General features: G+C 72.2%; 16 protein-coding genes and 1 pseudogene. 13 read left to right on the top strand and 4 right to left on the bottom strand.

Annotated features, from left to right (window positions below):
- The 5 genes and pseudogenes from phzG to mgtE all read left to right on the top strand — a co-directional run bounded on the left by phzG (position 1) and on the right by mgtE (position 4,573).
- Positions 1 to 648 carry a phenazine biosynthesis FMN-dependent oxidase PhzG gene (gene phzG / locus AB0L45_RS14945; RefSeq protein WP_365839745.1) on the top strand — a complete coding sequence of 216 codons (648 nt, stop codon included), beginning with the start codon at positions 1 to 3 and terminating at the stop codon, positions 646 to 648.
- Between the two features lie 26 nt (positions 649 to 674).
- A complete protein-coding gene (locus AB0L45_RS14950) occupies positions 675 to 1,202 on the top strand; it encodes a flavin reductase family protein (protein WP_365839747.1) in 528 nt (175 codons plus the stop codon).
- Positions 1,203 to 1,210: 8 nt separating this feature from the next.
- Positions 1,211 to 1,832: pseudogene (locus AB0L45_RS14955) on the top strand (NAD(P)H-dependent oxidoreductase).
- Positions 1,833 to 2,182: 350 nt separating this feature from the next.
- Positions 2,183 to 2,926 (top strand): VOC family protein, encoded by a 744-nt coding sequence (locus tag AB0L45_RS14960; RefSeq protein WP_365839749.1) that lies wholly within the window; start codon positions 2,183 to 2,185, stop codon positions 2,924 to 2,926.
- A 288-nt stretch (positions 2,927 to 3,214) separates the two neighbouring features.
- Positions 3,215 to 4,573: a magnesium transporter gene (mgtE, locus tag AB0L45_RS14965; protein WP_365839751.1), complete on the top strand. Its 1,359-nt coding sequence runs from the start codon at positions 3,215 to 3,217 to the stop codon at positions 4,571 to 4,573.
- Positions 4,574 to 4,713: 140 nt separating this feature from the next.
- On the opposite strand, the gene AB0L45_RS14970 is transcribed toward mgtE, so the two are convergent.
- Both AB0L45_RS14970 and AB0L45_RS14975 read right to left on the bottom strand, forming a co-directional pair.
- Entirely contained in the window at positions 4,714 to 5,697 is a 984-nt protein-coding gene (locus AB0L45_RS14970) for a methyltransferase (RefSeq protein WP_365839753.1), read from the bottom strand.
- Between the two features lie 367 nt (positions 5,698 to 6,064).
- The gene (locus AB0L45_RS14975; RefSeq protein WP_365839755.1) at positions 6,065 to 6,571 is read right to left on the bottom strand and encodes a DinB family protein; all 507 of its coding nucleotides are present in this window, start codon (positions 6,569 to 6,571) and stop codon (positions 6,065 to 6,067) included.
- Positions 6,572 to 7,158: 587 nt separating this feature from the next.
- On the opposite strand from AB0L45_RS14975, the gene AB0L45_RS14980 reads away from it, so the two are divergent.
- From AB0L45_RS14980 to AB0L45_RS14995, 4 genes are all read left to right on the top strand, one after another.
- Positions 7,159 to 9,426, top strand: a complete 2,268-nt coding sequence (locus AB0L45_RS14980; protein WP_365839757.1) for a M4 family metallopeptidase — start codon at positions 7,159 to 7,161, stop codon at positions 9,424 to 9,426.
- 269 nt (positions 9,427 to 9,695) lie between these two features.
- On the top strand, positions 9,696 to 11,339 hold the full coding sequence (locus AB0L45_RS14985; protein ID WP_365839759.1) for a M4 family metallopeptidase: 1,644 nt from the start codon (positions 9,696 to 9,698) through the stop codon (positions 11,337 to 11,339).
- 159 nt (positions 11,340 to 11,498) lie between these two features.
- Positions 11,499 to 12,173 carry a response regulator transcription factor gene (locus tag AB0L45_RS14990; RefSeq protein WP_365839761.1) on the top strand — a complete coding sequence of 225 codons (675 nt, stop codon included), beginning with the start codon at positions 11,499 to 11,501 and terminating at the stop codon, positions 12,171 to 12,173.
- Between the two features lie 71 nt (positions 12,174 to 12,244).
- Entirely contained in the window at positions 12,245 to 13,861 is a 1,617-nt protein-coding gene (locus AB0L45_RS14995) for a histidine kinase (RefSeq protein ID WP_365839763.1), read from the top strand.
- A gap of 24 nt (positions 13,862 to 13,885) precedes the next feature.
- Here the strand turns inward: AB0L45_RS14995 and AB0L45_RS15000 are convergent, their stop codons facing one another.
- Positions 13,886 to 14,818: an NADP-dependent oxidoreductase gene (locus tag AB0L45_RS15000; RefSeq protein ID WP_365839936.1), complete on the bottom strand. Its 933-nt coding sequence runs from the start codon at positions 14,816 to 14,818 to the stop codon at positions 13,886 to 13,888.
- An 85-nt stretch (positions 14,819 to 14,903) separates the two neighbouring features.
- On the opposite strand from AB0L45_RS15000, the gene AB0L45_RS15005 reads away from it, so the two are divergent.
- A complete protein-coding gene (locus tag AB0L45_RS15005) occupies positions 14,904 to 15,884 on the top strand; it encodes a helix-turn-helix domain-containing protein (RefSeq protein ID WP_365839765.1) in 981 nt (326 codons plus the stop codon).
- Between the two features lie 96 nt (positions 15,885 to 15,980).
- Positions 15,981 to 16,268 (top strand): antibiotic biosynthesis monooxygenase, encoded by a 288-nt coding sequence (locus AB0L45_RS15010; RefSeq protein ID WP_365839767.1) that lies wholly within the window; start codon positions 15,981 to 15,983, stop codon positions 16,266 to 16,268.
- Positions 16,269 to 16,336: 68 nt separating this feature from the next.
- On the opposite strand, the gene glgP is transcribed toward AB0L45_RS15010, so the two are convergent.
- Positions 16,337 to 19,054, bottom strand: coding sequence for an alpha-glucan family phosphorylase (gene glgP, locus AB0L45_RS15015; RefSeq protein WP_365839769.1), 2,718 nt, complete (start codon positions 19,052 to 19,054; stop codon positions 16,337 to 16,339).
- 919 nt (positions 19,055 to 19,973) lie between these two features.
- On the opposite strand from glgP, the gene AB0L45_RS15020 reads away from it, so the two are divergent.
- Both AB0L45_RS15020 and treS read left to right on the top strand, forming a co-directional pair.
- The gene (locus AB0L45_RS15020; RefSeq protein ID WP_365839771.1) at positions 19,974 to 21,977 is read left to right on the top strand and encodes an alpha-1,4-glucan--maltose-1-phosphate maltosyltransferase; all 2,004 of its coding nucleotides are present in this window, start codon (positions 19,974 to 19,976) and stop codon (positions 21,975 to 21,977) included.
- Positions 21,974 to 23,674 (top strand): maltose alpha-D-glucosyltransferase, encoded by a 1,701-nt coding sequence (treS, locus tag AB0L45_RS15025; protein WP_365839773.1) that lies wholly within the window; start codon positions 21,974 to 21,976, stop codon positions 23,672 to 23,674. The genes AB0L45_RS15020 and treS overlap by 4 nt, the downstream gene beginning before the upstream one ends.
- The last annotated feature ends 233 nt before the right edge of the window (positions 23,675 to 23,907 follow it).

The following is a 23,907-nucleotide window of genomic DNA, read 5'->3' on the forward strand; positions in this document are numbered from 1 at the left end:
GTGAACACCAGCCAGTTCGAAAGCCTCACCGGTGAGGTCGGCCTCGGCTTCCCCGAGTACGACGACCCGCCGGCCGATCCCCTGCCGCTCGCCCGCCGGTGGCTCACCGAGGCGGCCGCGCGCGGCGTGCGGGAGCCCCGTGCGCTCGCCCTGGCCACCGCCGACCGCGCGGGCCGGGCCTCCAACCGCATCGTGGCCATCACCGAGTTCACCGACCGAGGGCCGGTCTTCGCCAGCCACAGCACCAGCCGGAAGGGCGCCGAACTGGCCGCCACCGGATGGGCGTCCGGCCTGCTCTACTGGCGCGAGACCGGCCAGCAGCTCATCCTCTCCGGACCGGTGACGCAGCTCGGCGACGCCGGGTCCGACGCGCTCTGGTTCGGCCGGCCGGTGCCCATGCACGCCATGTCCGCGGTCTCCCGGCAGAGCGAACCGTTCGACGACGCGGCGGCCGTGGCGGCGCTGCGCGCCGAAGCGGCCCGGCTGGGCGCCACCGGCACGCCGCTGCCCCGACCCGCCCACTACGTCGGGTACCTGCTGGCTCCGGTCGCCGTGGAGTTCTGGTGCGCGGACTCCGAGCGGCTGCACCGCAGGCTGCGCTACGACCGCCAGGGCCACGGATGGCGTGCCGGCCGTCTGCAGCCGTGACCCGCGACGACCCCGGAGGGGACACGATGGAACGCACCGCCCTGACGCACACGATGGCCAGGGTTCCCGGCCCGGTGACCGTGGTGACCACGGCCGACGGCACGGGAAGACGCTGGGGATTCACCGCCAACTCCTTCACGTCCGTCTCCCTGGACCCGCCCCTCGTGCTGGTCTGCCTGGCCAAGACCGCCAGCACCCACCAGGCGTTCACGTCCGCCGGCCGCTTCCTGGTCAACGTCCTGGCACACGACCAGGAAGCGGTCGCGCGGCGCTTCGCGCGGTCCGGGGCCGACCGGTTCGCCGCGGGGAACATGGCGCCCTGCGAACTGGGGCTGCCCGGTTCGCCCGGCGCCTGCGCCCGGATCGCCTGCACGGCGCACTCCGTCGTCGACGCGGGTGACCACAGCGTCCTCCTCGGCCGCGTCGTGGACACCTACGCGGACGACCGGGCACCGCTCGTGTACCACAACCGGGCGTTCGCCCGCCCGGCCGCCGGCACCCCCGCGACGGGGGCCGGGGAGCCGCTGAAGGTGCTGCACCTGGCGGACTGGTGAGTGTCGCCATGAAGGGCGCGGTGTCGGTCGCCGCGGTCCATCACCCGGCCACCGGCCATGTCGCCGACAGCGCCCGCGAGATCGCGGAGACGGCCGAGAAGGCGGGCGCCGACGTCCGGCTGCGCAAGGACCCAAAACCGGCACCGCCGGACGTCGTCGCGGCACCGCCCGCCTGGGCCGCCGACGCCGCTGCGACAGCCTGCGTCCCCTGGCCGACGCCGGGGGCACCGTGTGGGCCGACGCCGTCCTCGTGGGGGCACCGGCCCGGTTCGGCACCGTCTCCGTCCAGCTCAAACAGTTCATCGACACGCTGGGAGGCGCCTGGCGCGAGGGAGCGCTCGCCGGCACGGTCTACAGCGGCTTCACGTCCACGGGCAGCAGCACGGAGGCGACGAGCCGACTCTGCCGGCCCTGACGCACTCCTTCCACCACGTCGGCGGCATCGTGGTGGCGCCCGGCTTCACCCACCCGGGCAAGTACGTCGACGGCACCCCTTACGGGACGGCGCATCACGACGTCGGCGGCACCGTACCGGTCGGTGACGTCACCCGTAACGCGGCCCGCGTCCAGGCCGAACGCGTGGTGCGGGGCGCCCGGGCCGTGGCCGCCGCATCCGGCGGAGGCCGGTGACCGCCTCCGCCCCTGTACGGGACGCGGCGGGCAGCCCCCGTCGGTGCCGCTGCCCGCCGACGGGACCGGTCCAGCGGCCCCGTCGGACCGTCCGCGTCCCCGCCCGGCCGGAGAGCTCCGCCCCCGAGGAGCTCTCCGGCCTCGCGCGTCCCGGCGCGGGCGTTCACCGGGGGCCGGATCCACCGGCGCGCGGTGAGCGAAATCTTCAGCACCGGCCCGGTCGAAGGAAGGAATCCACGAGTTACCGGCTGCGGCTGGAGCCGCGCCGCAGGGGGCCGCCACGCTGGTCGGGCCGAGCCGCCGAGCGGCTCACCGCCGGAGACCGATCGTCGCAGTATGAGGAGAGAACGATGAAGATCACTCGCCACCTTCCGGGCGCACCGTGCTGGGCGGACCTCGACACTCCCGACGTCGCCGCCGCGCGCTCCTTCTACAGCTCCCTCTTCGGCTGGGAATCCCTCGAACTGCCCGGCGGCTACGTGAACTTCACCCTGCGCGGGGAGAAGATCGTCGGCGCGATCAAGCTCAAGGAGGGCGAGGAGCACTCGGCCGGCTGGAGCGTCTACTTCATGTCGGACGACCTGACGGCGACGACGAAGGCGGTGGAGGCGGCCGGCGGCAGCGTGGTCAGCCCGCCGCGGAAGGTGTCGGTCGCCGGCAGCGCCGCCGTCTACCAGGACCCCGACGGGGCGGTCTTCGGCGCCTGGGAGCCGGACAAGCACCCCGGGTCCGGCCTGGTGCGCGAGCCCGGCACACCGTCCTGGTCCGGACTCGGCACCCCGGACACCGGCAGCTCCGCCGCGTTCTACGCCCAGGTCTTCGGCTGGACGCACGTGCCGCCGGCGGCAGGCGACGTCACGCGTGTCACGGCGGCCGGCGACACGGTGGAATTCGGCGGCCTGACCAGCGGGCGCGCGGCCGCGCCGGGCTGGACCCTGCACTTCGGTGTCGAGGACGCCGACACCGCGGCGGCGACGGCCGCCTCGCTGGGCGGCACCGTCGTCTCCGCCCCCGCCGACGTGACCGGTGTCGGCCGGGTCGCCGTGCTGGAGGACCCGTCCGGCGTGCCGTTCGCGCTGGTCGCCCGAGCCTGACAGCGGCCGTACGGCTCCGGTGAGCCGGTTCCGGGTGTTCCGGGCAGAACCTGCCCACCGCACGGCAGCACCACCCTGTCATGGCACGAGTTCGAGCCCGTACGCAGTGGAGGGAGGTGGTTCGCCATGCAGAGCGAACCTCCCAGTCCAACCTCGCGTACCGGCGTTCCGCACTTCGGCATGGAGTGAACCGGCCCGGCCGGCCCGCCGCCCGGCGGGCACGGCGTCGGTACGCGCCTCGCTCCGTAGCGGAACTCCGTCGTACCACCTGCCGAGGTGACTCCTGTCATGACGTACACCCAGCTGCCCGACGACGCCCTGCCCACCGACCTCCAGGACGCTCTGGAACGCCACGACCTGCGCGGCGCCCAGCGCTTGCTGGGCCAGCGCCCGCCCCATGTCATCGCCGACGAACTGGCCCGTATGCACGCCGTCGACGCGGTCGTGGCCTTCCGGCTCCTGGACAAGGACGAGGCCATCCGGGTCTTCGAGGAACTGGAGCCCGTCGACCAGCAGGCCATCCTGATGGGGCTGCGGGACGTGGCCTTCCGTGAACTGGTCGGGGAGCTGGACCCCGACGACCGGGTACGGATGCTCCGCGAGGCCCCGGCCAAGGTGGTCCAGCGGGTCCTGGCGGGGCTCGGCGCGCACGAACGCCAGGTGACCGCCGCCCTCCTGGGCTACCCGGAGGGCTCCGTAGGGCGCTACATGACGCCCGAGGTGGTCGTGCTGGACCAGCGCTCGACCGTCCAGCAGGCGCTGGAGATCGTCCGCGCCAAGGGCGCCGGCGCCGAGACCATCTACACGCTGCCCGTGGTGGACGCCGGGCGCCGGCTGACCGGCGTCGTCGAGCTGCGGGAGCTGGTGCTCAGTCCACTGGGCCGCGACGTCCGCGACCTCGTCGTCCCGGACGCCCCCCGCGCCCACGCCGCCGACTCCGCGGAGCACGCGGCGCGTCTGATGCGTGAGACGAACACCCTGGACCTGCCCGTCGTCGACAGTGAGGAACGGCTGGTCGGGCTGCTCACCATCGACGACGCGGTCGAGGTGATCGAGGAGGCCGACACGGAGGACGTGGCGCGGCAGTCGGGGTCGGCTCCGTGGAGCGGGCACTACATGGCGGCGACGGTGTGGCAGGTCGCGCGCTACAGGGTCGTCTGGCTCCTGCTCCTGCTGCTGGCCGCGACGCTCACCGTGACGGTGACCCAGGCGTTCGAGAGCACCCTTGAGAAGGTCACCCAGCTCGCCATGTTCATCCCGATGCTGATCGGCACCGGCGGGAACGCGGGGGCGCAGGCGGCGACCACCGCCGTACGCGCGCTGGCGGTGGGCGAGATACGCAGCTCCGACCTGCCCGCGATCATCTGGCGCGAGTGCCGGGTGGGGGTCGTGCTCGGCACGATGCTGGCGGTCCTCGGGGTGGCGCTCGGTACGGCGTTCGTGGGCGCGCGCATCGCTCTCGTGGTCGGCGTCGCGCTGGTACTCGTCTGCGGGTGGGCGGCGACCGTCGGCGGCACCATGCCGCTGCTGGCCAAGCGCCTGCACATCGATCCGGCGGTGGTCTCGGCACCCATGGTCACGACGCTGGTGGACGCCACCGGGCTGGTGATCTACTTCCTCACCGCCCGGGCGGTGCTGGGGGTCTGAGCCGGACGAGGACAGGGCCTCCTGGTGCCCGGGCGGTGTGGCGGACCCGAGCGGCCAGGAGGCCCTGTTCCCTGTCTGCTGATCTGTCTGCTGATCTGCCTTCCGATCTGTCTGCCGCCTGCTGTCTGCTGTCTGCTGCGTCAGTCGGCCGCGGCCACGATGACGCTGGACGGCGCCGAGAGTGCCACCGTCTCCACATGGCGCAGCCCGGCCGCCCGGAACAGGGCCGCGAACTCGGCCTCCGTGCGCTCCCGCCCCGTGGTCAGGGCCATCATCACGATGTCCAGGAATTTCCCGGGGTGCGGGACGTCACCCTCCGGAATCACCGGGTCGAGGATGACGACCCGGCCGGCCGGGTCCATGACCTCGCGGATGTTCTTCAGCACGGTGGTCGCCTCGGCGTCGCTCAATTGATGCACCACGTGCGAAATGACATACGCGTCGGCCCCGGCGGGGACCGCGGCCAGATAATCGCCGGCGGCCGTCTCGGCGCGGTCGACGACGCCGGCCTCGGTGAGCACCTTGACGGCTCCCGGCGCGACTTCCGGGAGGTCGAACACCACACCGCGCATTTCCGGATAGCGTTGCAGGATGCGGGCCACCAGATATCCGTGGCCGCCGCCGATGTCCACGATCTGCCGGATTCCGGACAGGTCGTACGCCTCGACCGCGACGCTCTGGAGGTGACGGACGATTTCCCCCATCGCGCTGTTGAACACCTCCCCCAGTTCCGGGCGGGCGGTCAGGTACGAGAACAGGTCGGTACCGTGCACATGCTCGAAGGCGCTCTGCCCGGTCCGGATGCTGTGCCCGAGCGCGGCGTACGCCTGCTGGAGCGCCGGCAGGCCCTCGTACCGGAAGTGGTCCCGCAGCGAGCCGGGGACGTCCGAGCGCAGCGTCTCGGCCATGGGGTTGAGCGCGAAGGTGCTGGGCGCCACCTCGGTGAAGACGCCCTGTCCCGCGATGGCCCGCAGGCCGCGGTACAGGGCGCCCGGATGCGCGTCGACGCGCTTGGCGATCTCGTCGACCGGCAGCGGGCCGTCGGCGAGCTGATCGGCCACCCCCAGTTCGGCGACGACGTACAGCAGATGCGCCATCCTCAGGCCGTTCTGAAAGTCCAGCATGCGTCCTTTCGCAGCGGCCGGACTCAGCTCGTTGTTGGCAGCGATATCGGCGGTCACCCTGGATCACTTCCGTTCGTGGTCGTCGCGGTCATCGTCGTACTGCCGCCGGATTCCCGGTTTTCCCCTCGGACGACGGATGAAAGGAGAGAAGAAGAACGGTCCCCGTTCAGCGTGCGGGTGTCAGCCGGGTGGGAATGCCTGCGGCCGGGCGGTGATCTGACGGAATTCTGTCGGGCCGTGCGACCGCGGCGGTAGCGCGCTCCGGGCGATGTGCAGATTTGTTCCACCGGGCAGGGCGCGACTGAAGGATGCGTGCATGCGGGGCGGCCGGGGCCGTGCGTACGGCGACTCCTCGGGACGCCGGCTCTCAGGGCCCCACCACGCCGTCGATGCCTTCGCGCAGGAAGTCGGCGTGGCCGTTGTGGCGGGCGTATTCGAGGATGACGTGGAGCAGCACGACGCGCAGGGACACATCGGCGCCCCAGCGGGGCGCGTAGACCGTCGCGTCCAGCGAGGGGACGGCGCTCTCGATACGGCGGGCGTGCTCCACCTCGGCCTGCCAGGCGGCGAACGCTTCCTCGCGGGTGGCCGTACCGGGCTCGTACGCCGCCTGGAAGTCGCCGTCGGGCGACCACACCAGGGGGACGTCCTCCTGGCCGACCACCCGCCGGAACCAGGTGCGCTCCACCTCCGCCAGGTGCCGTACCAGGCCGAGCAGGCTGAGGGTGGACGGCGGCATCGAGCGGCCGCGCAGTTCCCCGTCGGTCAGGCCGTCACACTTCATGGCGAGCGTCGCGCGGTGGAAGTCGAGGTAGGCGCGCAGGGTTTCGCGCTCGCCCGCGCGCAGCGGCGGGGTGATGCGTTCGGTGGTCATCCGGTTCCTTTCGACCGCCCGATCCTGCCGGGCGCGGTGCGCCGCCGCACCCCGGTTTCGGCCGGGCCGGTGCCGGCCGGGCGCGCCGCGGGTGGCCGAAGACGGCGGTTCTCCCCCGTGCCGGAGGGCCGGCGCTCGCGCGACCGTGTATGCGCCCGGGCCGTCCGGGCCGGCCGGGCAGCCGGACTCGGGCATCGTACGAGGACCGGCGGGTACGGGCCGGGGCGCGCCGCGGCGTGCGGGGCCGTCCGTGGGGCGTGGGGCCGGTGGGTCCGGCCGTACCGTCACGTCCTGTATACGGACCCCGGCCCCCGCTCTACGGACGTTTTCCGGCCAACTAGGGACCGGCCACTGACAATCGCGCCCCTCAGGTGGCACTCTTCCCCGCATCCGTTACGCGGAGCCCCACAGTGCACCACTCCGCTGTCACGGCTCGCTCGACGCTCGAAGGCCCGGACCACCCGCACCTGGTGCCTCCCCCCACACGTTCCACGTGTTCTGCCTCGCTCTGCCCGGACGGTCACTCCGCCGCCCGGTCCCCCTCGGCCGCCCACCCACCGGTCGCGGCCACCGCAGAAGGAGTCAGTGTGAGACGCACCCCCCATAGGCGCGCCGTCGCGACCGGCGCCGTGGTCGCCATGGCCGCGATGCTGACCGTGACCGTGCAGGCAGGCGCCGGCACGGCCGCCGCTCCCCGGCCCGGCCAGGTCCACGCGCAGCCCGACCCGGGCGCGCTGCCCGCCCAGCTGACCCCGGCGCAGCGTGCGGAACTGCTGCGGGAAGCCAGGGCCACCACCGCCGAGACCGCCGAGCAGCTCAAGCTCGGCCCCAAGGAGAAGCTGGTCGTCCGGGACGTCGTCAAGGACGTCAACGGCAGTGTGCACACCCGTTACGAGCGCACCTACGCGGGACTGCCGGTGCTCGGCGGCGGCCTGGTCGTCCACGAGGCGGCGAACGGCGCGCTGCGCGGCGTCTCGAAGGACGTACGGTCGCAGCTCGACGTGCCGGCCACCACCCCGAAGCTGGCGCCCGCCGCCGCCGAGGACAAGGCGCTGAAGGCGTCGAAGGCGCAGGGGGCGAAGAAGTCCGAGGCCCGCGCGCCGCGCAAGGTGATCTGGGTCGCCGACGGCAAGCCGGTCCTGGCGTACGAGACGGTCGTCGGCGGCGTCCAGGAGGACGGCACCACGCCCAACGAGCTGCACGTGATCACGAACGCGGTCACCGGCGAGAAGCTGACCGAGTGGCAGGGCGTCCAGGAGGGCACCGGCAACAGCATGTACAGCGGCCAGGTCACCCTGGGCACCGCTCCCTCGTACACGCTGACCGACACCACCCGCGGCAACCACAAGACCTACAACCTCAACCGCGGCACCTCCGGCACCGGCACGCTGTTCACCGACCCGGACGACGTGTGGGGCGACGGCACCCCGCAGAACGCCCAGACCGCCGGCGTGGACGCGCACTACGGCGCGGCGCTGACCTGGGACTACTACAAGAACGTGCACGGCCGCAGCGGCATCAGGGGCGACGGTGTCGGCGCGTACAGCCGGGTGCACTACGGCAACAACTACGTCAACGCGTTCTGGCAGGACAGCTGCTTCTGCATGACGTACGGCGACGGCAGCGGCAACGTCAAGCCGCTGACCTCCATCGACGTCGCGGCGCACGAGATGACCCACGGCGTCACCTCGGCCACCGCCAACCTCACCTACAGCGGTGAGCCCGGCGGTCTGAACGAGGGCACCTCGGACATCTTCGCCGCGGCCGTCGAGTTCAACGCCGACAACCCCAGCGACGTCGGTGACTACCTCGTCGGCGAGAAGATCAACATCAACGGCAACGGCACGCCGCTGCGCTACATGGACAAGCCCAGCAAGGACGGCCGGTCCAAGGACTACTGGTACTCCGGCATCGGCGGCATCGACGTCCACTACTCCTCCGGCGTCGCCAACCACTTCTTCTACCTGCTGGCCGAGGGCAGCGGGCCCAAGGACATCAACGGCGTCCACTACGACAGCCCGACCTACGACAACCTGCCGGTGCCCGGCATCGGCCGCGCCAACGCCGAGAAGATCTGGTTCTCCGCGCTGACCAAGTACATGAACGCGAACACCAATTACGCGGCCGCCCGCACCGCGACGCTGTCCGCCGCCGCCGAGCTGTTCGGCCAGGGCAGCGCCACGTACAACACGGTCGCCAACACCTGGGCGGCGGTCAACGTCGGCCAGCGCGTCCCGGACTCCGGCGTCAGCGTCACCAACCCGGGCAACCAGACCAGCACCGTCGGCCAGCCCGCCAGCCTCCAGATCAAGGCCACCAGCAGCAACGCGGGCGCGCTGAAGTACGCGGCCACCGGGCTGCCGGCCGGGCTGAGCATCAACCAGGACTCCGGGCTGATCTCGGGCACCCCGACCACCGCGGGCACCGGCAACGTGACGGTCACCGTCACCGACTCCGCGAACAAGACCGGCACCACCAGCTTCACCTGGACCGTCAATCCGGCCAGTGGCGGTGACGTCTTCGAGAACACCGACGACGTACAGATCCCGGACGCGGGCAGCGCGGTCAACTCGCCGGTCAAGGTGACCAGGGCGGGCAATGCGCCGAGCACCCTCAAGGTCGGCGTGGACATCGTGCACACCTACCGCGGCGACCTGGTGATCGACCTGGTGGCCCCGGACGGCACCGCCTACCGGCTGAAGAACTCCAATGCGGCCGACTCGACGGAGAACGTGAAGACCACGTACACCGTCGACGCCTCCTCCGAGAAGGCGGAGGGCACCTGGAACCTGCGGGTCCGGGACGTCTACCAGCAGGACACCGGCTACATCAACAGCTGGAAGCTGACCTTCTGAGCTGACGGCGGGCCGCGCGGGGGCCAACCGCAGCGGCCGGGCCGGGAGTTCAGCTTTCACGCGGCGGGCGTCGCTCCTCACCAGGGGCGACGCCCGTTCCGTTGGGTGCAGCTCCGGTATACGAACAGTGATGTTCGCTCTACGGACGATTTTTGGCCAACTTCCGGATCGCGTCCTGACATGCACGCGTTCGAATGGCAGTCTTCCCCCTCAAGTCACACCGCATCGCTTTGCACCCCCACCCTTGGCAAAGTCGAAGGAGCACACACGTGTCCCCCCACATTTCCCGTAAGGCACGTATCACCGGTATCTCCCTGGCGGCGGCCGGCGCCCTGATAGCCGGGGCCGTCACGGCCGGTACCGCGGGCGCCTCCCCCACAGGCCCCGACAGCACCGCCAGGGCCGCGGCGGCCTCGCCCGTCCAGCTGACCGCCTCGCACCGCGCCGAACTGCTGCGCGACGCCAGTGCCACCAAGGCCCGGGCGGCGCAGGAACTGGGCCTGAGCGCCCAGGAGAAGCTCGTCGTCAAGGACGTCGTGAAGGACGCCGACGGCACCACCCACACCCGCTACGACCGCACCTTCGCCGGACTGCCCGTCCTCGGTGGCGACCTGATCGTGCACCGGGCCAAGGACGGTGCGCTCAAGAGCACCACCAAGGCCAACAGCGCGAAGATCGCCGTGGCCTCCACCACCCCGAGAATCGCCCCGAAGGCCGCCGCGCAGGCCGCCCAGGGCACCGCGAAGTCCTTCGGCGCCCAGCAGGCCGCCGCCGTGACGCCCAAGAAGGTCGTCTGGGCCGCCTCCGGCAAGCCGGTCCTCGCGTACGACACGGTGGTCGGCGGCTTCCAGAAGGACGGCACGCCCAACCAGCTGCACGTCATCACCGATGCCGACACCGGCAAGAAGCTCTTCCAGTACCAGGGCATCGAGAACGGCGCCGGCACCTCCGCGTACAGCGGTTCCGTCGAGATCGGCTCCAAGAAGGGCGGCAGCGGCTACGAGCTGACCGACGACGCCCGCGGCGGCCACTCGACGTTCAACCTGAGCGGCAGCGAGAGCGGCGAAGGCAAGCTGTTCACCAACAAGGACGACAAGTGGGGCAACGGCAAGGCCGACGACCCCGAGACCGCCGCCGTCGACGCCGCCTACGGCGCCCAGGTGACCTGGGACTACTACAAGAACGTGCACGGCCGCGCGGGCATCAAGGGCGACGGCAAGGGCGCGACCTCCCGCGTCCACTACGGCCAGAACTACTCCAACGCGTTCTGGGACGACAGCTGCTTCTGCATGACGTACGGCGACGGCGAGGGCAACAAGAAGCCGCTCACCTCGATCGACGTCGCGGCCCACGAGATGAGCCACGGCGTCACCTCGGCCACCGCCAACCTCACCTACAGCGGCGAGTCCGGCGGCCTGAACGAGGCCACCTCGGACATCTTCGGCACCTCCGTGGAGTTCTTCGCCAAGAACAAGGAGGACGCCGGCGACTACCTCATCGGCGAGAAGATCGACATCGCCGGTGACGGCAAGCCGCTGCGCTACATGGACAAGCCCTCCAAGGACGGCCAGTCCCTGGACAGCTGGACCCCGGACGCCGGCAACGTCGACGTGCACTACTCCTCCGGCATCGCCAACCACTTCTTCTACCTGCTGTCCGAGGGCAGCGGCACCAAGGAGATCGGCGGCGTCACGTACGACAGCCCGACCGCGGACGGCAAGAAGGTCGAGGGCATCGGCCGGGACAAGGCCGAGAAGATCTGGTTCAAGGCCCTGACCACGTACATGACCTCCAACACCGACTACAAGGGCGCCCGCGAGGCGACCGTCAAGGCGGCCACCGACCTGTACGGCGCGGACAGCGCCGAGGTCAAGGGCGTCGAGGCGGCGTGGACGGGCGTCGCGGTGAAGTAGGCGCGGCACCGGCCGCTCCCTGACGGGGCGGCCGGTCCTCCCGGGGCAGCACGCCCCTACGACCGGGCGGTGTCCGGAGGCTCCCAACCTCCCTTCGGACACCGCCCTTCCATGTGCCCGGCGGCGGGTGCCGCGGGGCGGCTGGCTAAGGTGACGCGTATGAGCGATGCGGGGGCGGACGTCCGGGTGCTGCTGGCGGACGACGAGGCGATGATCCGGGCAGGGGTGCGGGCCATCCTCGCCGCCTCGCCCGGTGTCGAGGTGGTCGCGGAGGCGGCCGACGGGCGGGAAGCGGTGGAGCTGGCGCTGCGGCACCGGCCCGACGTGTGCCTGCTGGACATCCGGATGCCGCGGCTGGACGGCCTGGGCGCCGCGGCCGAACTGCGCCGCGCGCTCCCGGAGACGGCGGTGGTGATGCTGACGACCTTCTCCGAGGACGAGTACGTGGCCGGGGCCCTGGGCTCCGGCGCCAGCGGCTTCCTGCTGAAGACCGGCGACCCGCGCGAGCTGATCACCGGGGTACGGGCGGCCGCCGAGGGCGGCGCGTACCTCTCGCCGTCCGTGGCGCGGCGCGTCATCAGCCAGTTCGGCGGCGGCGCGCTGGGCAAGGCGGCCGCCGCGCGGTCCCGTACGGAGGAACTGACCGCACGCGAACGCGAGGTGCTCGCGCTGGTCGGCGCCGGGCTGTCGAACGCGGAGATCGCCGCGCGGCTGTTCCTCGTCGAGGGCACGGTCAAGGCGTACGTCAGCGCGATCCTGGCCCGGCTGGGCCTGAAGAACCGGGTGCAGGCGGCGATCCTCGCGTACGAGGCGGGGCTGGTACAGGACGCGTGAGGCCCGCCCGGCGGCGCTTTCCTTACTTTCGGCAGGGGCGCCGGACAGGTCAGGTCGGCGAAGCTGGCGGCATGCTCACTCGTCTCCGGCGCCCGGCGCCGCCCGCCGCTGAACGTCCCTGGTGGGTCGCCCGGCTGCTGGACGTCTGCCTGTGGCTGGCGCTGTCGGTGCCGCTGACCGCGGCCTTCGACGGGGTGCCGCGGGTACGGATGTGGACGGCGGTGCTCGGCATTCCGCTGCTGGCCGCGGCGGTGGCGGTGCGGCGCAGGTGGCCGCTGGTGGCGCTCGCCGTGCCCGTCGCGCTGGGGTTCGCGACGGCCCGGGAGCTGTTCACGTTCGAGTACGCCACCGCACTGGCCGTCCTGGCGTACCTCGCCGGGGTGCGGGTCGAACGGGCCCGTGCCTCCCTGTGGTTCTTCTCGGGTGTCGCGGCCGTCGGCCTGCCGCTGAGCATCGTCCTGGTGCGCACCATGTGGCCGTGGTTCACCGCCGTGCTCACCCTGCTCTTCAACATCGTCCTGCCGTGGCTGCTCGGCCGCAGCCGCCGCCAGTACGCGGCGCTGGTCCGTACGGGCTGGCAGCTCGCCGAGCGGATGGAGCGCGAACAGCAGGCGGTCGCCGACCGTACCCGTCTGCGCGAACGGGCCCGGATCGCCGGGGACATGCACGACTCGCTCGGCCACGAACTGGCGCTGCTCACCCTGCGGGCCGGGGCGCTGGAGGTCGACGAGCGGCTGGCGCCGGACCAGCGCGCGGCCGTCGGTGAGCTGCGGGCGGCGGCCGGTGCGGCCGCCGAGCACCTGCGCGACATCATCGGCGTACTGCGTACCGACGACCGGGCCGGGCCCTCCCGGCTGCCCGCCGACGACAGCGTCGAGGCCCTGGTCGAACGCGCCCGGTCCTCGGGCGTCGAGGTCTCGCTGCGGCGGGACGGCGTGCCGGGGGCGGGTGAGGAGGGCATGCCGGTGATGGGCGCGCGGGCCGTGTACCGCGTGGTCCAGGAGGGGCTGACCAACGCCACGAAGCACGCGCCGGGCGCGCCGGTCGAGGTGCGGCTGGCCGGTGCGGGGCGGTGGCTGGACGTGACGGTGACCAACGCCGCGCCGCCGCCCGGAACGGCACCGTCCGCCGCCCCGGTCTCCGGCGGCAACGGGCTGGTGGGGCTGGACGAACGGGTCCGGCTCGCGGGTGGTGAACTGCGCGCCGGCCCCGCGCCCGGGGGCGGGTTCGAGGTCGCGGCGCGGCTGCCGACGGCCGGCCGGGCACCGGTGCGCGGCCCCGGCGACAGCTCCCGGTGGAGCGTGTCGCAGCGGGAACTGGCGTCCGCCCGGCACCAGGTGCGGCGGCGGCTGGTGCAGACCGTGGCGGTGCCGGCCGCGCTGTTCACCGGGCTGCTGCTGCTCATGGGGGTCTTCGCGCTGATCAGCCCGTCCTGGTCGGTGCTGGACCGCGGGACGTACGACCGGCTGCGTCCCGGGGACGCCCAGGAGGCGGTGCAGTCGCGGCTGCCGTTCTTCTCCGTGGACGTACCGCCGGACGGCACGCCCGTACCGCCGCCCGGTCGCAGCTGCCAGTACTACCACCTCCGCCCGTACGCCGATGACATGGCCTATCAGGTGTGCTTCGCGGACGGCCGGCTGGTGACGAAAGGTGTCGTCCACCGCCGGGACCGGCCGGCGCGCGGGTAGCCGCCGGCCGGTAGCGGCGCTCCGTCACCTCACCTCTAGGACGATCTTGCCCTGGGTACGGCCGCTCTCGCCCATCGCGTGCGCCTTCGCGGCCTCCGCCAGCGGGAAGGTCGCGGCGATGTGCGCGCGCAGCGTGCCCGCCGCGGCGAGGGCGGCGATCTCGCTCATGCCCGCGTGGTCGGCCTCGACGATCATCAGCGCGAGGCGGACCCCGCGCGCCGCGGCCTTCGCGCGGTCCTCCGGGGTGCTGCCGACGAGGATCGAGACGACGGTGCCGCCCTCGCGCACCACGCCCAGGGAGCGGGTGAGGGTCTCCCCGCCGAGGGCGTCCAGGACGACGTCGACCGGACCGGCGGCCTCGACGAAGTCGGTCTCCCGGTAATCGATCACCTCGTCGGCCCCGAGGGAGCGCAGGAAGTCGTGCTTGGCGGCGCTCGCCGTGCCGATCACGTGGGCGCCCCTGGCCTTGGCGATCTGTACGGCGAGGTGGCCGACGCCGCCCGCCGCCGCGTGGATCAGGACGCGCTGGCCGGGCCGTACGTCCGCGGTGTCCACCAAGGCCTGGTACGCGGTGAGCGCGGCCAGCGGCAGGGCGCCCGCCTGGACGTGGTCGAGGGCGGCGGGCTTGGGCACGAAGGCCCGCGCGGGGCCGGTGACGTACTCGGCGTGGGTACCGACGCCGTACGGGTACGGGACCATGCCGAAGACCTCGTCACCCGGCTCGAACAGGGTGACGCCGAGGCCGACCGCCGTCACGACGCCGGAGACGTCCCAGCCCAGGACGCGGGGCAGCGTCCGGACGAAGAGGCCGTCCGCGCGGTGCTTCCAGTCGGTGGGGTTGACCCCGGCGGCGTGGACCGCGATCTGGATCTGGCCGACGCCCGGCTCGGGCCGCGGGAGTTCGGTCTCCTTCAGGATCTCGGGGCCGCCCGTGACGTCCTGGCTGATGGCACGCATGGTGTGTTCGTTCATGCCGTCCAGCATCACCGGCCCCGGAGGCCACGACAATGGCACGATGGCCATCATCCGATAGGATCGTGCCATGCAGCGTACGCACCGTGTGGTGGTCCTGGCCCTGGACGGGGTCTATCCGTTCGAACTCGGCATCCCCGGCCGGGTGTTCGGCGCGGCCGGGGGGCGCTACGAGGTGCTGACCTGCTCGGCCGACGGGCGCCCGGTGCGCTGCGGGGCCGACTTCTCGGTCGTGGTGGAGCACGGACCCGAGGTGCTGGCCACGGCGGACACGGTGGTGATCCCTTCCATCGCCCCGGACCACCTCGGCGACGGGCCGTCCGACGCGGTGCGCGCCGCGCTGGCGGCGGTCCGGCCTGGTACGCGCACCGTGTCCATCTGCACCGGCGCCTACGTCCTGGCCGCCGCCGGACTGCTGGACGGCCGCCCGGCCACCACGCACTGGCAGCTGACCGACGACTTCCGGCGGCGCTTCCCGGAGGTCCGGCTCACCCCCGACGTGCTCTTCGTCGACGACGGTGACGTGCTGACCTCGTCCGGCGCCGCCTCCGGCATCGACGTCTGCCTGCACATCGTGCGCGCCGACCACGGCGGCACGCTCGCCAACCACGTGGCCCGCAAGTGCGTCGTGCCGCCGTTCCGCGACGGCGGCCAGGCCCAGTACGTCGAGCAGCCGGTGCCCGCGCCGACCGCGACCGGCACCGCGGCCACCCAGCAGTGGGCCCTGGAGCACCTGGACGAACCGCTGACGCTGTCCCGGCTGGCCCAGCACGCCGGGATGAGCCTGCGCACCTTCAACCGCCGCTTCCGCGACGAGACCGGCCTGAGCCCCGGCCGGTGGCTCATCCAGCAGCGCCTGCTGCGCGCCCGCCAGCTGCTGGAGACCAGCGACCTGCCGGTGGACCTGGTCGCCGGCCACGTCGGCTTCGCCGGCGGCGCGTCCCTGCGCCGGCATCTGCACGCCGCCATCGGTGTCTCGCCGCAGGCCTACCGGCGTACGTTCCGGGCACCGCGCCCGGAGGAGGAGCAGCCGGCGGTTCCGACGGGCTGATTCCGCCCGTCGCGGGCCGCGGGCGGCTGTACGGGGCCGTGCGGCCGGTCTAGCTTCGGCTGGTACGCAGCCGTACGCCCGAGAGGGGACACCGTCATGGCATTCGGTTTCGTCGCCTTCCACTACCCGGCCCCCGAGCACGTCGAGGAGTTCGTCGGCCAGTGCCACCAGGTCGCCGAGGCGGCCCGGTCGCAGCCGGGCTTCCGGTCCGTCGGGGTCTGGGTCACCCCGGACGGCGAAGCCGTCGTCACCACCGGCTCCTTCGAGTCCGAGGAGACCTTCCGCGCGGCGGCCGAGGTCGCCCGCGAACTGGGGGCGACACCCGAGGGCCTGAGCGACCTGGAGGTCAGGCCGCGCCAGGTCCACTTCCTGCTGTCCCGCTGAGCGGTCGGGCCGGGGCGCCGCACGCCGTACGTGCGGTGCCCCGGCCGCGTACGGACCGCGGCCGTCCCTCAGCGCATCAGCACCCCGGCCTCCTCGCCCGTCGCCTCCGACGGCACCGCGAGCAGCCCCATCTCGGCCGCGGACGCCAGCAGCCGGTGGGCCGGCAGCACGCGGACCGTGTAGCCGAAGGAGCCGGTGCGGTCCAGGGCGAGCGGGCCTTCGTAGAGCCAGCGGCCTTCCAGGTCGGGGCCGCCGGTGGGCTTGAGCGGGACGGTCGTGGCGTCGGTGATGCGGTCGGACTCGTCCACCCGGCCCGAGACGACCTGCACCTCCACGTCGTCCGGGGCCAGGTCGCCGAGGGCGACGCGGACCCGCAGCGCCAGGGTGGCGCCCAGCTCGGCGCTGCCGTTCGGCGGGCCGCCCGGTACGCCGGCGGGCTCGGCGCGGTCCACGACCAGGGCGCCGGTCTCCACGTGGTCCACCGCGACCTGCGGCCACGCGGCCCGTACCCGGGTCTTCCAGACGGCCAGTTCGGTCGCGGCCTGCGGGGTGAGCGCGCGCTGGGAGCGGGCGGCGGGGGCGTACAGGCGCTCCACGTACTCGCGCACCATACGTCCGGCCAGCACCTTGGGCCCCAGGTTGACCAGGGTCTGCCGGACCATCTCGACCCAGCGCTGCGGTACGCCGTCCGCGTCGCGGTCGTAGAAGCGCGGCGCGACCCGCTGCTCCAGCAGCTCGTACAGGGCGTTGGCCTCCAGTTCGTCGCGCCGGTTCTCGTCGGTGGCGTGGCCGTCGGCGGTCGGGATGGACCAGCCGAAGTCCGGCTCGTACCACTCGTCCCACCAGCCGTCGAGGACGGACAGGTTCAGACAGCCGTTGAGCGCCGCCTTCATGCCGGAGGTGCCGCAGGCCTCCAGCGGGCGCAGCGGGTTGTTGAGCCAGACGTCGCAGCCGGGGTAGAGCTTCTGCGCCATGGCCATGCCGTAATCGGGCAGGAAGACCAGCCGCTGCCGTACCCGCGGGTCGTCGGCGAAGCGGACCAGCTCCTGCACGAGGCGCTTGCCGCCGTCGTCGGCGGGGTGGGCCTTGCCCGCGACGACGATCTGGATCGGCCGCTCGCGGTGCAGCAGCAGTTCCATCAGGCGGTCGCGGTCGCGCAGCATCAGGGTGAGCCGCTTGTAGGACGGCACCCGGCGGGCGAAGCCGATGGTCAGGACCTCCGGGTCCAGCACGCCGTCGATCCAGCCCAGTTCGGCGGCGCCGGCGCCGCGCTGGCGCCAGGAGACGTGCAGCCGCCGCCGCACCTCCTCCACGAGCTGTTCGCGCAGCACCCGCCGCAGGTCCCAGACGTCCGCGTCGGGGATGTCGGCCACCGCCGACCAGCGCCGTGAGTCGCCGACGGAGAGCGCGTCCTCGGTGCGGCCGGCGCCGATCTGGCGGGCGCCCAGCCGGAAGACCTCGGGGGCGACCCAGGTGGGCGCGTGCACCCCGTTGGTCACCGAGGTGATCGGGACGTCCTCCGGGTCGAAGCCCGGCCACAGCCCGGCGAACATCTCCCGGCTGACGCGGCCGTGCAGGGTGGAGACGCCGTTGGCGCGCTGGGCCAGCCGCAGCCCCATCACCGCCATGTTGAAGCAGTTGGGCTCGCCGCCGGGGTAGGTCTCCAGGCCGAGGGCGAGGATCCGCTCGACGTCGATGCCGGGCAGCTCCGCCGCCTCGCCGAAGTGCCGGGCGACCAGTTCGCGGTCGAAGCGGTCGATGCCGGCGGGAACGGGGGTGTGGGTGGTGAAGACCGTACCGGCGCGTACGGTCTCCAGGGCGCCGTCGAAGTCCAGGCCGACCGGCCCGCCGGCCTCGCCGGGGCCGCCTTCGCGGCCGGCGTCCGCCAGCTCCCGGATGCGCTCCAGGCCGAGGAAGCCCGCGTGTCCCTCGTTCGTGTGGAACACCTCGGGCGCGGCGTGCCCGGTGAGCCGGCAGTACGTCCGTACGGCCCGGACCCCGCCGATCCCCAGCAGCATCTCCTGCAACAGGCGGTGCTCGCTGCCCCCGCCGTACAGCCGGTCGGTCACGTCCCGCTCGCCCGGCGCGTTCTCCTCCACGTCGGAGTCCAGGAGCAACAGCGGCACCCGCCCGACCCTGGCCACCCACACGAGCGACCGCAGCTGCCGCCCGCCGGGCAGCGCGAGGGCGACCTGGGCGGGCGTCCCGTCGGCCTCCCGCAGCAGGTCCAGGGGCAGCTCGTTGGGGTCCAGCACCGGGTAGTGCTCCTGCTGCCACCCTTCGCGGGAGAGCGACTGGCGGAAGTAGCCGTGCCGGTAGAGCAGGCCGACCCCGATGAGCGGGACGCCGAGGTCGCTGGCCGCCTTGAGGTGGTCGCCGGCCAGGATGCCGAGGCCGCCGGAGTACTGGGGCAGCGCGGCGGTGATGCCGAATTCGGGCGAGAAGTAGGCGATCGCCTCGGGCAGCCGGCCGTCCCGGCCGCCCAGCTGGGCGCTCTGGTACCAGCGCTGGCCGGTGAGGTAGTCCTGCAGGTCGTCGGCGGCCGCGCCGAGGCGGCGCAGGAATCTGCGGTCCCCGGCCAGCTCCGCGAGCCGCTCGGCGGAGACGGTGCTCAGCAGCCGTACGGGGTCCAGCCCCGCCCGGCGCCGGCCGGCGGGGGCTATGGCGTGGAACAGTTCGCGGGTCTCGGGGTGCCAGGACCAGCGCAGATTGCGCGCCAGGTCGCTGAGGGGTCGCAGGGGCTCCGGGAGGACGGGGCGCACGGTGAACCGACGAATGGCCTTCACGCTACGAAGGTAGCGGCGCACCCCCGCCCGATTCGCCCGGTACCCCGGAATCCGGTCGCATCCGGACGCCAACTGCCATGATCCGCAGGGCCCTTGGGCCGTCACCCGTTCGGCCGAGCCGGTCGCGCGACGGGCGCCTTCCGGCCATCGTGGGAGACGGCGCGGCGCGCCACGGCGGCGCGTTCCGGCCCGTCCCGCCCCTGCTCCCCCACCCGCCTTCCGCTGCCGGTACGGTCGGCCCCCCGCCTCCGCGCACTCCCGTTCGGATCCCCGCGGGCGACGTCGGTGCCCGGCGGGCCGCGTTCTCCAACTGGGCACGGAAGTCGGCCTGTTCGCACCGGGTGTGGACATCACATCGGCGTGGAACTCGGGGGACACTGCGAAGCGGACCCGCTCCGGTACGACCACGGCCGCCCCGCACGCAGCCGGCGCGGCCGCGCTCCACCTCTCGCCCCACCGGCGGGCCGGACCGAAGGAGGTGCGGAACGCGCCGGCCGCCGCGGCGGCCAGGCATCGGCCCCGAGCGGCGGGCCCCGGCTCGCCGGTCATGTTGTTGCAGGTCAGCGCCGTTGATGAGCCCAGGGTGGCGCGGCTTCGTACCCCGTACGGGCGGGGCGAAGGCCGGGCACCCCGGAGGCGTCCGTACCGCCTGCGGGCGCTGCCGTAGCCCCGGTCATATTCCGATCCGCGGTTACGTACCGGTAGTGCGCGGACGGCCCGATTGCCCGCCCGTGCGCCACGGGAAGGCTTGTGCGGTACCGCTCTTGCGCCCCGGCGCGCCGCACGGCTTCCCGCGCCGCCCCATCCGCCAACCGAGTGAAAGCGGACAGGAGAGCCCATGCCCGCAGCCCGTCCATCCGCCACAAAAACGATAGAAAGGACAGAATTCGGTAGCACTTCCCAACCGTCAGGTGACCCCATGATCGGCCGCATCCCCGTGCTCGACCTCCGCCCCCTGATCGACTGCGGCCGTCGTCCGGCGAAAGCGGTGGTCGGTGAGACCTTCGAGATCTCGGCCACCGTCTTCCGCGAGGGCCACGACGCGGTCGCCGCCAACGTCGTCCTGCGCGACCCCCTGGGCCGGCCGGGCCCCTGGACCCCGATGCGCGAACTGGCGCCCGGCACGGACCGCTGGGGCGCCGAGGTCACCCCGGACGTGGAGGGCCGCTGGACGTACGGTGTCGAAGGCTGGTCGGACCCGGTGGCCACCTGGCGTCACCACGCCGGCATCAAGATCCCGGCCGGTATCGACACCGAACTGGTCCTGGCCGAGGGCGCGGCGCTGCACGAGCGCGCCGCCGAGGGCGTGCCCAAGAGAGACGGCCGGGAAGCCGTGCTGGCCGCCGTGGACGCCCTGCGCGACACCCAGCTGCCCGCCGCGACCCGGCTCGCCGCCGCGCTCACGCCCGAGGTGACCGGCGCGCTGGCCCGGCATCCACTGCGTGAACTGGTCACCGCCTCGCGGACGGTGCCGCTGCTGGTCGAGCGCCGCCGCGCCCTGTTCGGGTCGTGGTACGAGCTGTTCCCGCGCTCGGAGGGCGCGGTGGTCCGCAAGGGCGCCGCACCGGTCAGCGGCACGTTCCGGACCGCCGCCGAACGGCTGCCGGCCGTCGCGGCCATGGGCTTCGACGTGGTCTACCTGCCGCCCGTGCACCCCATCGGCACCTCCTACCGCAAGGGCCCCAACAACGCGCTCTCCGCGGGCCCGCACGACGTGGGGTCGCCGTGGGCCATCGGCTCGGCCGAGGGCGGGCACGACGCCCTCCACCCGGACCTCGGCACCTTCGAGGACTTCGAGCACTTCGTCCGTACGGCGCGCGACCTGCGGATGGAGGTGGCGCTGGACTTCGCCCTCCAGTGCTCGCCGGACCACCCCTGGGTCACCGAGCACCCCGAGTGGTTCCACCACCGGGCGGACGGCTCCATCGCCTACGCCGAGAACCCGCCGAAGAAGTACCAGGACATCTACCCCATCGCGTTCGACGCGGACCTGAACGGCCTGGTGCGGGAGACGGAGCGGCTGCTGCGCTGCTGGATGGAGCGCGGGGTACGCATCTTCCGGGTGGACAACCCGCACACCAAGCCGGTGCTCTTCTGGGAGAAGGTCATCGCGGACGTCAACCGCACGGATCCGGACGTCATCTTCCTGGCCGAGGCGTTCACCCGGCCGGCCATGATGCGCACGCTGGCGCAGATCGGGTTCCAGCAGTCGTACACCTATTTCACCTGGCGCAACTCCAAGCACGAGCTGACCGAGTACCTCACCGAGCTGTCGCGGGAATCGGCCTCGTACATGCGGCCGAATTTCTTCGTCAATACGCCGGACATCCTCCACGCCTATCTGCAGCACGGCGGCCGGCCCGCGTTCGAGGTACGGGCCGTACTGGCCGCCACCCTCTCCCCGACGTGGGGCGTCTACGCCGGATTCGAGCTGTGCGAGTCGACGCCGGTACGAAGTGGCAGCGAGGAGTACCTGGATTCCGAGAAGTACCAACTCAGGCCCCGGGACTGGGAGACAGCGGCGCGCCAGGGACGTAGCATCGCACCCCTCATCACCGCTCTGAACCGCTTGCGACGCCGCCACCCGGCACTCCAGCAGCTGCGCGACCTCCATTTCCACCACGTCGACAACGACGCCGTCCTCGCCTATTCCAAACGGGCCGGGAACGGGGCCGGAGCCGACACCGTGCTGACCGTCGTCAACCTCGACCCGCACCACACCCACGAGGCGACGGTGTCGTTGGACATGCCGGAACTCGGCCTCGATTGGCACGATTCCGTCCCGGTGCGCGACGAGCTCACCGGCGAGACCTACCACTGGGGCAGGGACAACTATGTGCGCCTCGATCCGGGCCGTGCACCGGCGCCCGCGCACCTGTTCTCCCTGCGACCGTCCTCACCGATCGGAGGGTCACCCAATTGATCGTCAACGAGCCCGTCCCGGACAAGTTCGAGGACACGCCGGCCAAGGACCGCGATCCCGACTGGTTCAAACGGGCCGTCTTCTACGAGGTCCTGGTGCGTTCCTTCCAGGACAGCAACGGCGACGGCATCGGCGACCTCAAGGGCATCACGGCCAAACTGGACTATCTCCAGTGGCTGGGCGTGGACTGCCTGTGGCTGCCGCCGTTCTTCAAGTCACCGCTGCGGGACGGTGGTTACGATGTCTCGGACTACACCGCCGTGCTCCCGGAATTCGGCGACCTGGCCGACTTCGTGGAGTTCGTGGACGCCGCGCACCAGCGCGGGATGCGGGTGATCATCGACTTCGTCATGAACCACACCAGCGACCAGCACCCGTGGTTCCAGGAGTCGCGCACCGACCCGGACGGGCCGTACGGCGATTACTACGTCTGGGCCGACGACGACAAGCAGTACCAGGACGCGCGCATCATCTTCGTCGACACCGAGGCGTCCAACTGGACCTTCGACCCGGTGCGCAAGCAGTACTTCTGGCACCGCTTCTTCTCCCACCAGCCGGACCTGAACTACGAGAACCCGGCCGTCCAGGAGGAGATGCTCTCCGCGCTGCGCTTCTGGCTGGACCTGGGGATCGACGGGTTCCGGCTGGACGCGGTCCCGTACCTGTACGCCGAGGAGGGCACCAACTGCGAGAACCTGCCCGCCTCGCACGCCTTCCTCAAGCACGTCCGGGCGGAGATCGACGCGCATTACCCGGACACGGTGCTGCTGGCCGAGGCCAACCAGTGGCCGGAGGACGTGGTCGACTATTTCGGTGACTACTCCAAGGGCGGGGACGAATGCCACATGGCGTTCCATTTCCCGGTCATGCCGCGCATCTTCATGGCGGTCCGCCGGGAATCGCGCTACCCGGTCTCGGAAATCCTGGCGAAGACCCCGGCCATTCCGGCCAACTGCCAGTGGGGCATCTTCCTGCGCAACCACGACGAGCTGACGCTCGAAATGGTCACGGACGAAGAGCGCGACTATATGTATGCGGAATATGCCAAGGACCCGCGCATGCGGGCCAATATCGGCATCCGCCGCCGGCTGGCCCCGCTGCTCGACAACGACCGCAACCAGATCGAGCTGTTCACCGCGCTGCTGCTGTCGCTGCCGGGCTCGCCGATCCTGTATTACGGCGACGAGATCGGCATGGGCGACAACATCTGGCTCGGCGACCGGGACGCGGTCCGCACACCGATGCAGTGGACGCCCGACCGCAACGCCGGCTTCTCCTCCTGCGACCCCGGCCGGCTCTTCCTGCCGACCATCATGGACCCGGTCTACGGCTACCAGGTCACCAACGTCGAGGCGTCGATGTCCTCGCCGTCGTCGCTGCTCCACTGGACCCGCCGCATGATCGAGATCCGGAAGCAGAACCTGGCGTTCGGCCTGGGCACCTACACCGAACTCCCCTCGTCCAACCCCGCGGTGCTGGCCTTCCTGCGCGAATACCAGGACGACCTGGTGCTGTGCGTGCACAATTTCTCGCGTTTCGCGCAGCCCACCGAACTGGACCTGCGCACATTCAACGGACGGCACCCGGTCGAGCTGATCGGCGGCGTCCGTTTCCCGCCCATCGGCGAATGGCCCTATCTGCTGACCCTGGCAGGGCACGGCTTCTATTGGTTCCGGCTGCGGAGGGGGGCGGTCTAGCGACTGTACCGGCGCACGTGCAGGGCGGCGGAAAACCACCGCCCGTAACCGCCCGCGAAGCGGGTACGGGCGTTTTCCGACCGCCCCCACGGGCAGTCTCCCTACTACCGCACGGGCCGGGTGAGCCAGCGCCGAAACCCCGGCGTCAGGGGTAATCCCCACGGACGCCGCTGCCGTACGGACGATCCTCACCCGACACGTCCCGCACCGCCGCACAGTCAAGGCCGCATTCC

Origin of the sequence: Streptomyces sp. NPDC052496 (assembly GCF_040679095.1) — a bacterium.
Taxonomy (GTDB): Bacteria; Actinomycetota; Actinomycetes; order Streptomycetales; family Streptomycetaceae; genus Streptomyces.

Bases quoted from the DNA above. Each gene is read 5' to 3' on its own strand.
- AB0L45_RS14990 (WP_365839761.1), top strand. From the start codon at position 11,499: ATGAGCGATGCGGGGGCGGACGTCCGGGTGCTGCTGGCGGACGACGAG.
- AB0L45_RS14995 (WP_365839763.1), top strand. From the start codon at position 12,245: ATGCTCACTCGTCTCCGGCGCCCGGCGCCGCCCGCCGCTGAACGTCCC.
- AB0L45_RS14950 (WP_365839747.1), top strand. From the start codon at position 675: ATGGAACGCACCGCCCTGACGCACACGATGGCCAGGGTTCCCGGCCCG.
- AB0L45_RS15020 (WP_365839771.1), top strand. From the start codon at position 19,974: ATGATCGGCCGCATCCCCGTGCTCGACCTCCGCCCCCTGATCGACTGC.
- AB0L45_RS15010 (WP_365839767.1), top strand. From the start codon at position 15,981: ATGGCATTCGGTTTCGTCGCCTTCCACTACCCGGCCCCCGAGCACGTC.
- AB0L45_RS14970 (WP_365839753.1), bottom strand. From the start codon at position 5,697: ATGCTGGACTTTCAGAACGGCCTGAGGATGGCGCATCTGCTGTACGTC.
- AB0L45_RS15005 (WP_365839765.1), top strand. From the start codon at position 14,904: ATGCAGCGTACGCACCGTGTGGTGGTCCTGGCCCTGGACGGGGTCTAT.
- mgtE (WP_365839751.1), top strand. From the start codon at position 3,215: ATGACGTACACCCAGCTGCCCGACGACGCCCTGCCCACCGACCTCCAG.
- AB0L45_RS15000 (WP_365839936.1), bottom strand. From the start codon at position 14,818: ATGCGTGCCATCAGCCAGGACGTCACGGGCGGCCCCGAGATCCTGAAG.
- AB0L45_RS14975 (WP_365839755.1), bottom strand. From the start codon at position 6,571: ATGACCACCGAACGCATCACCCCGCCGCTGCGCGCGGGCGAGCGCGAA.
- AB0L45_RS14960 (WP_365839749.1), top strand. From the start codon at position 2,183: ATGAAGATCACTCGCCACCTTCCGGGCGCACCGTGCTGGGCGGACCTC.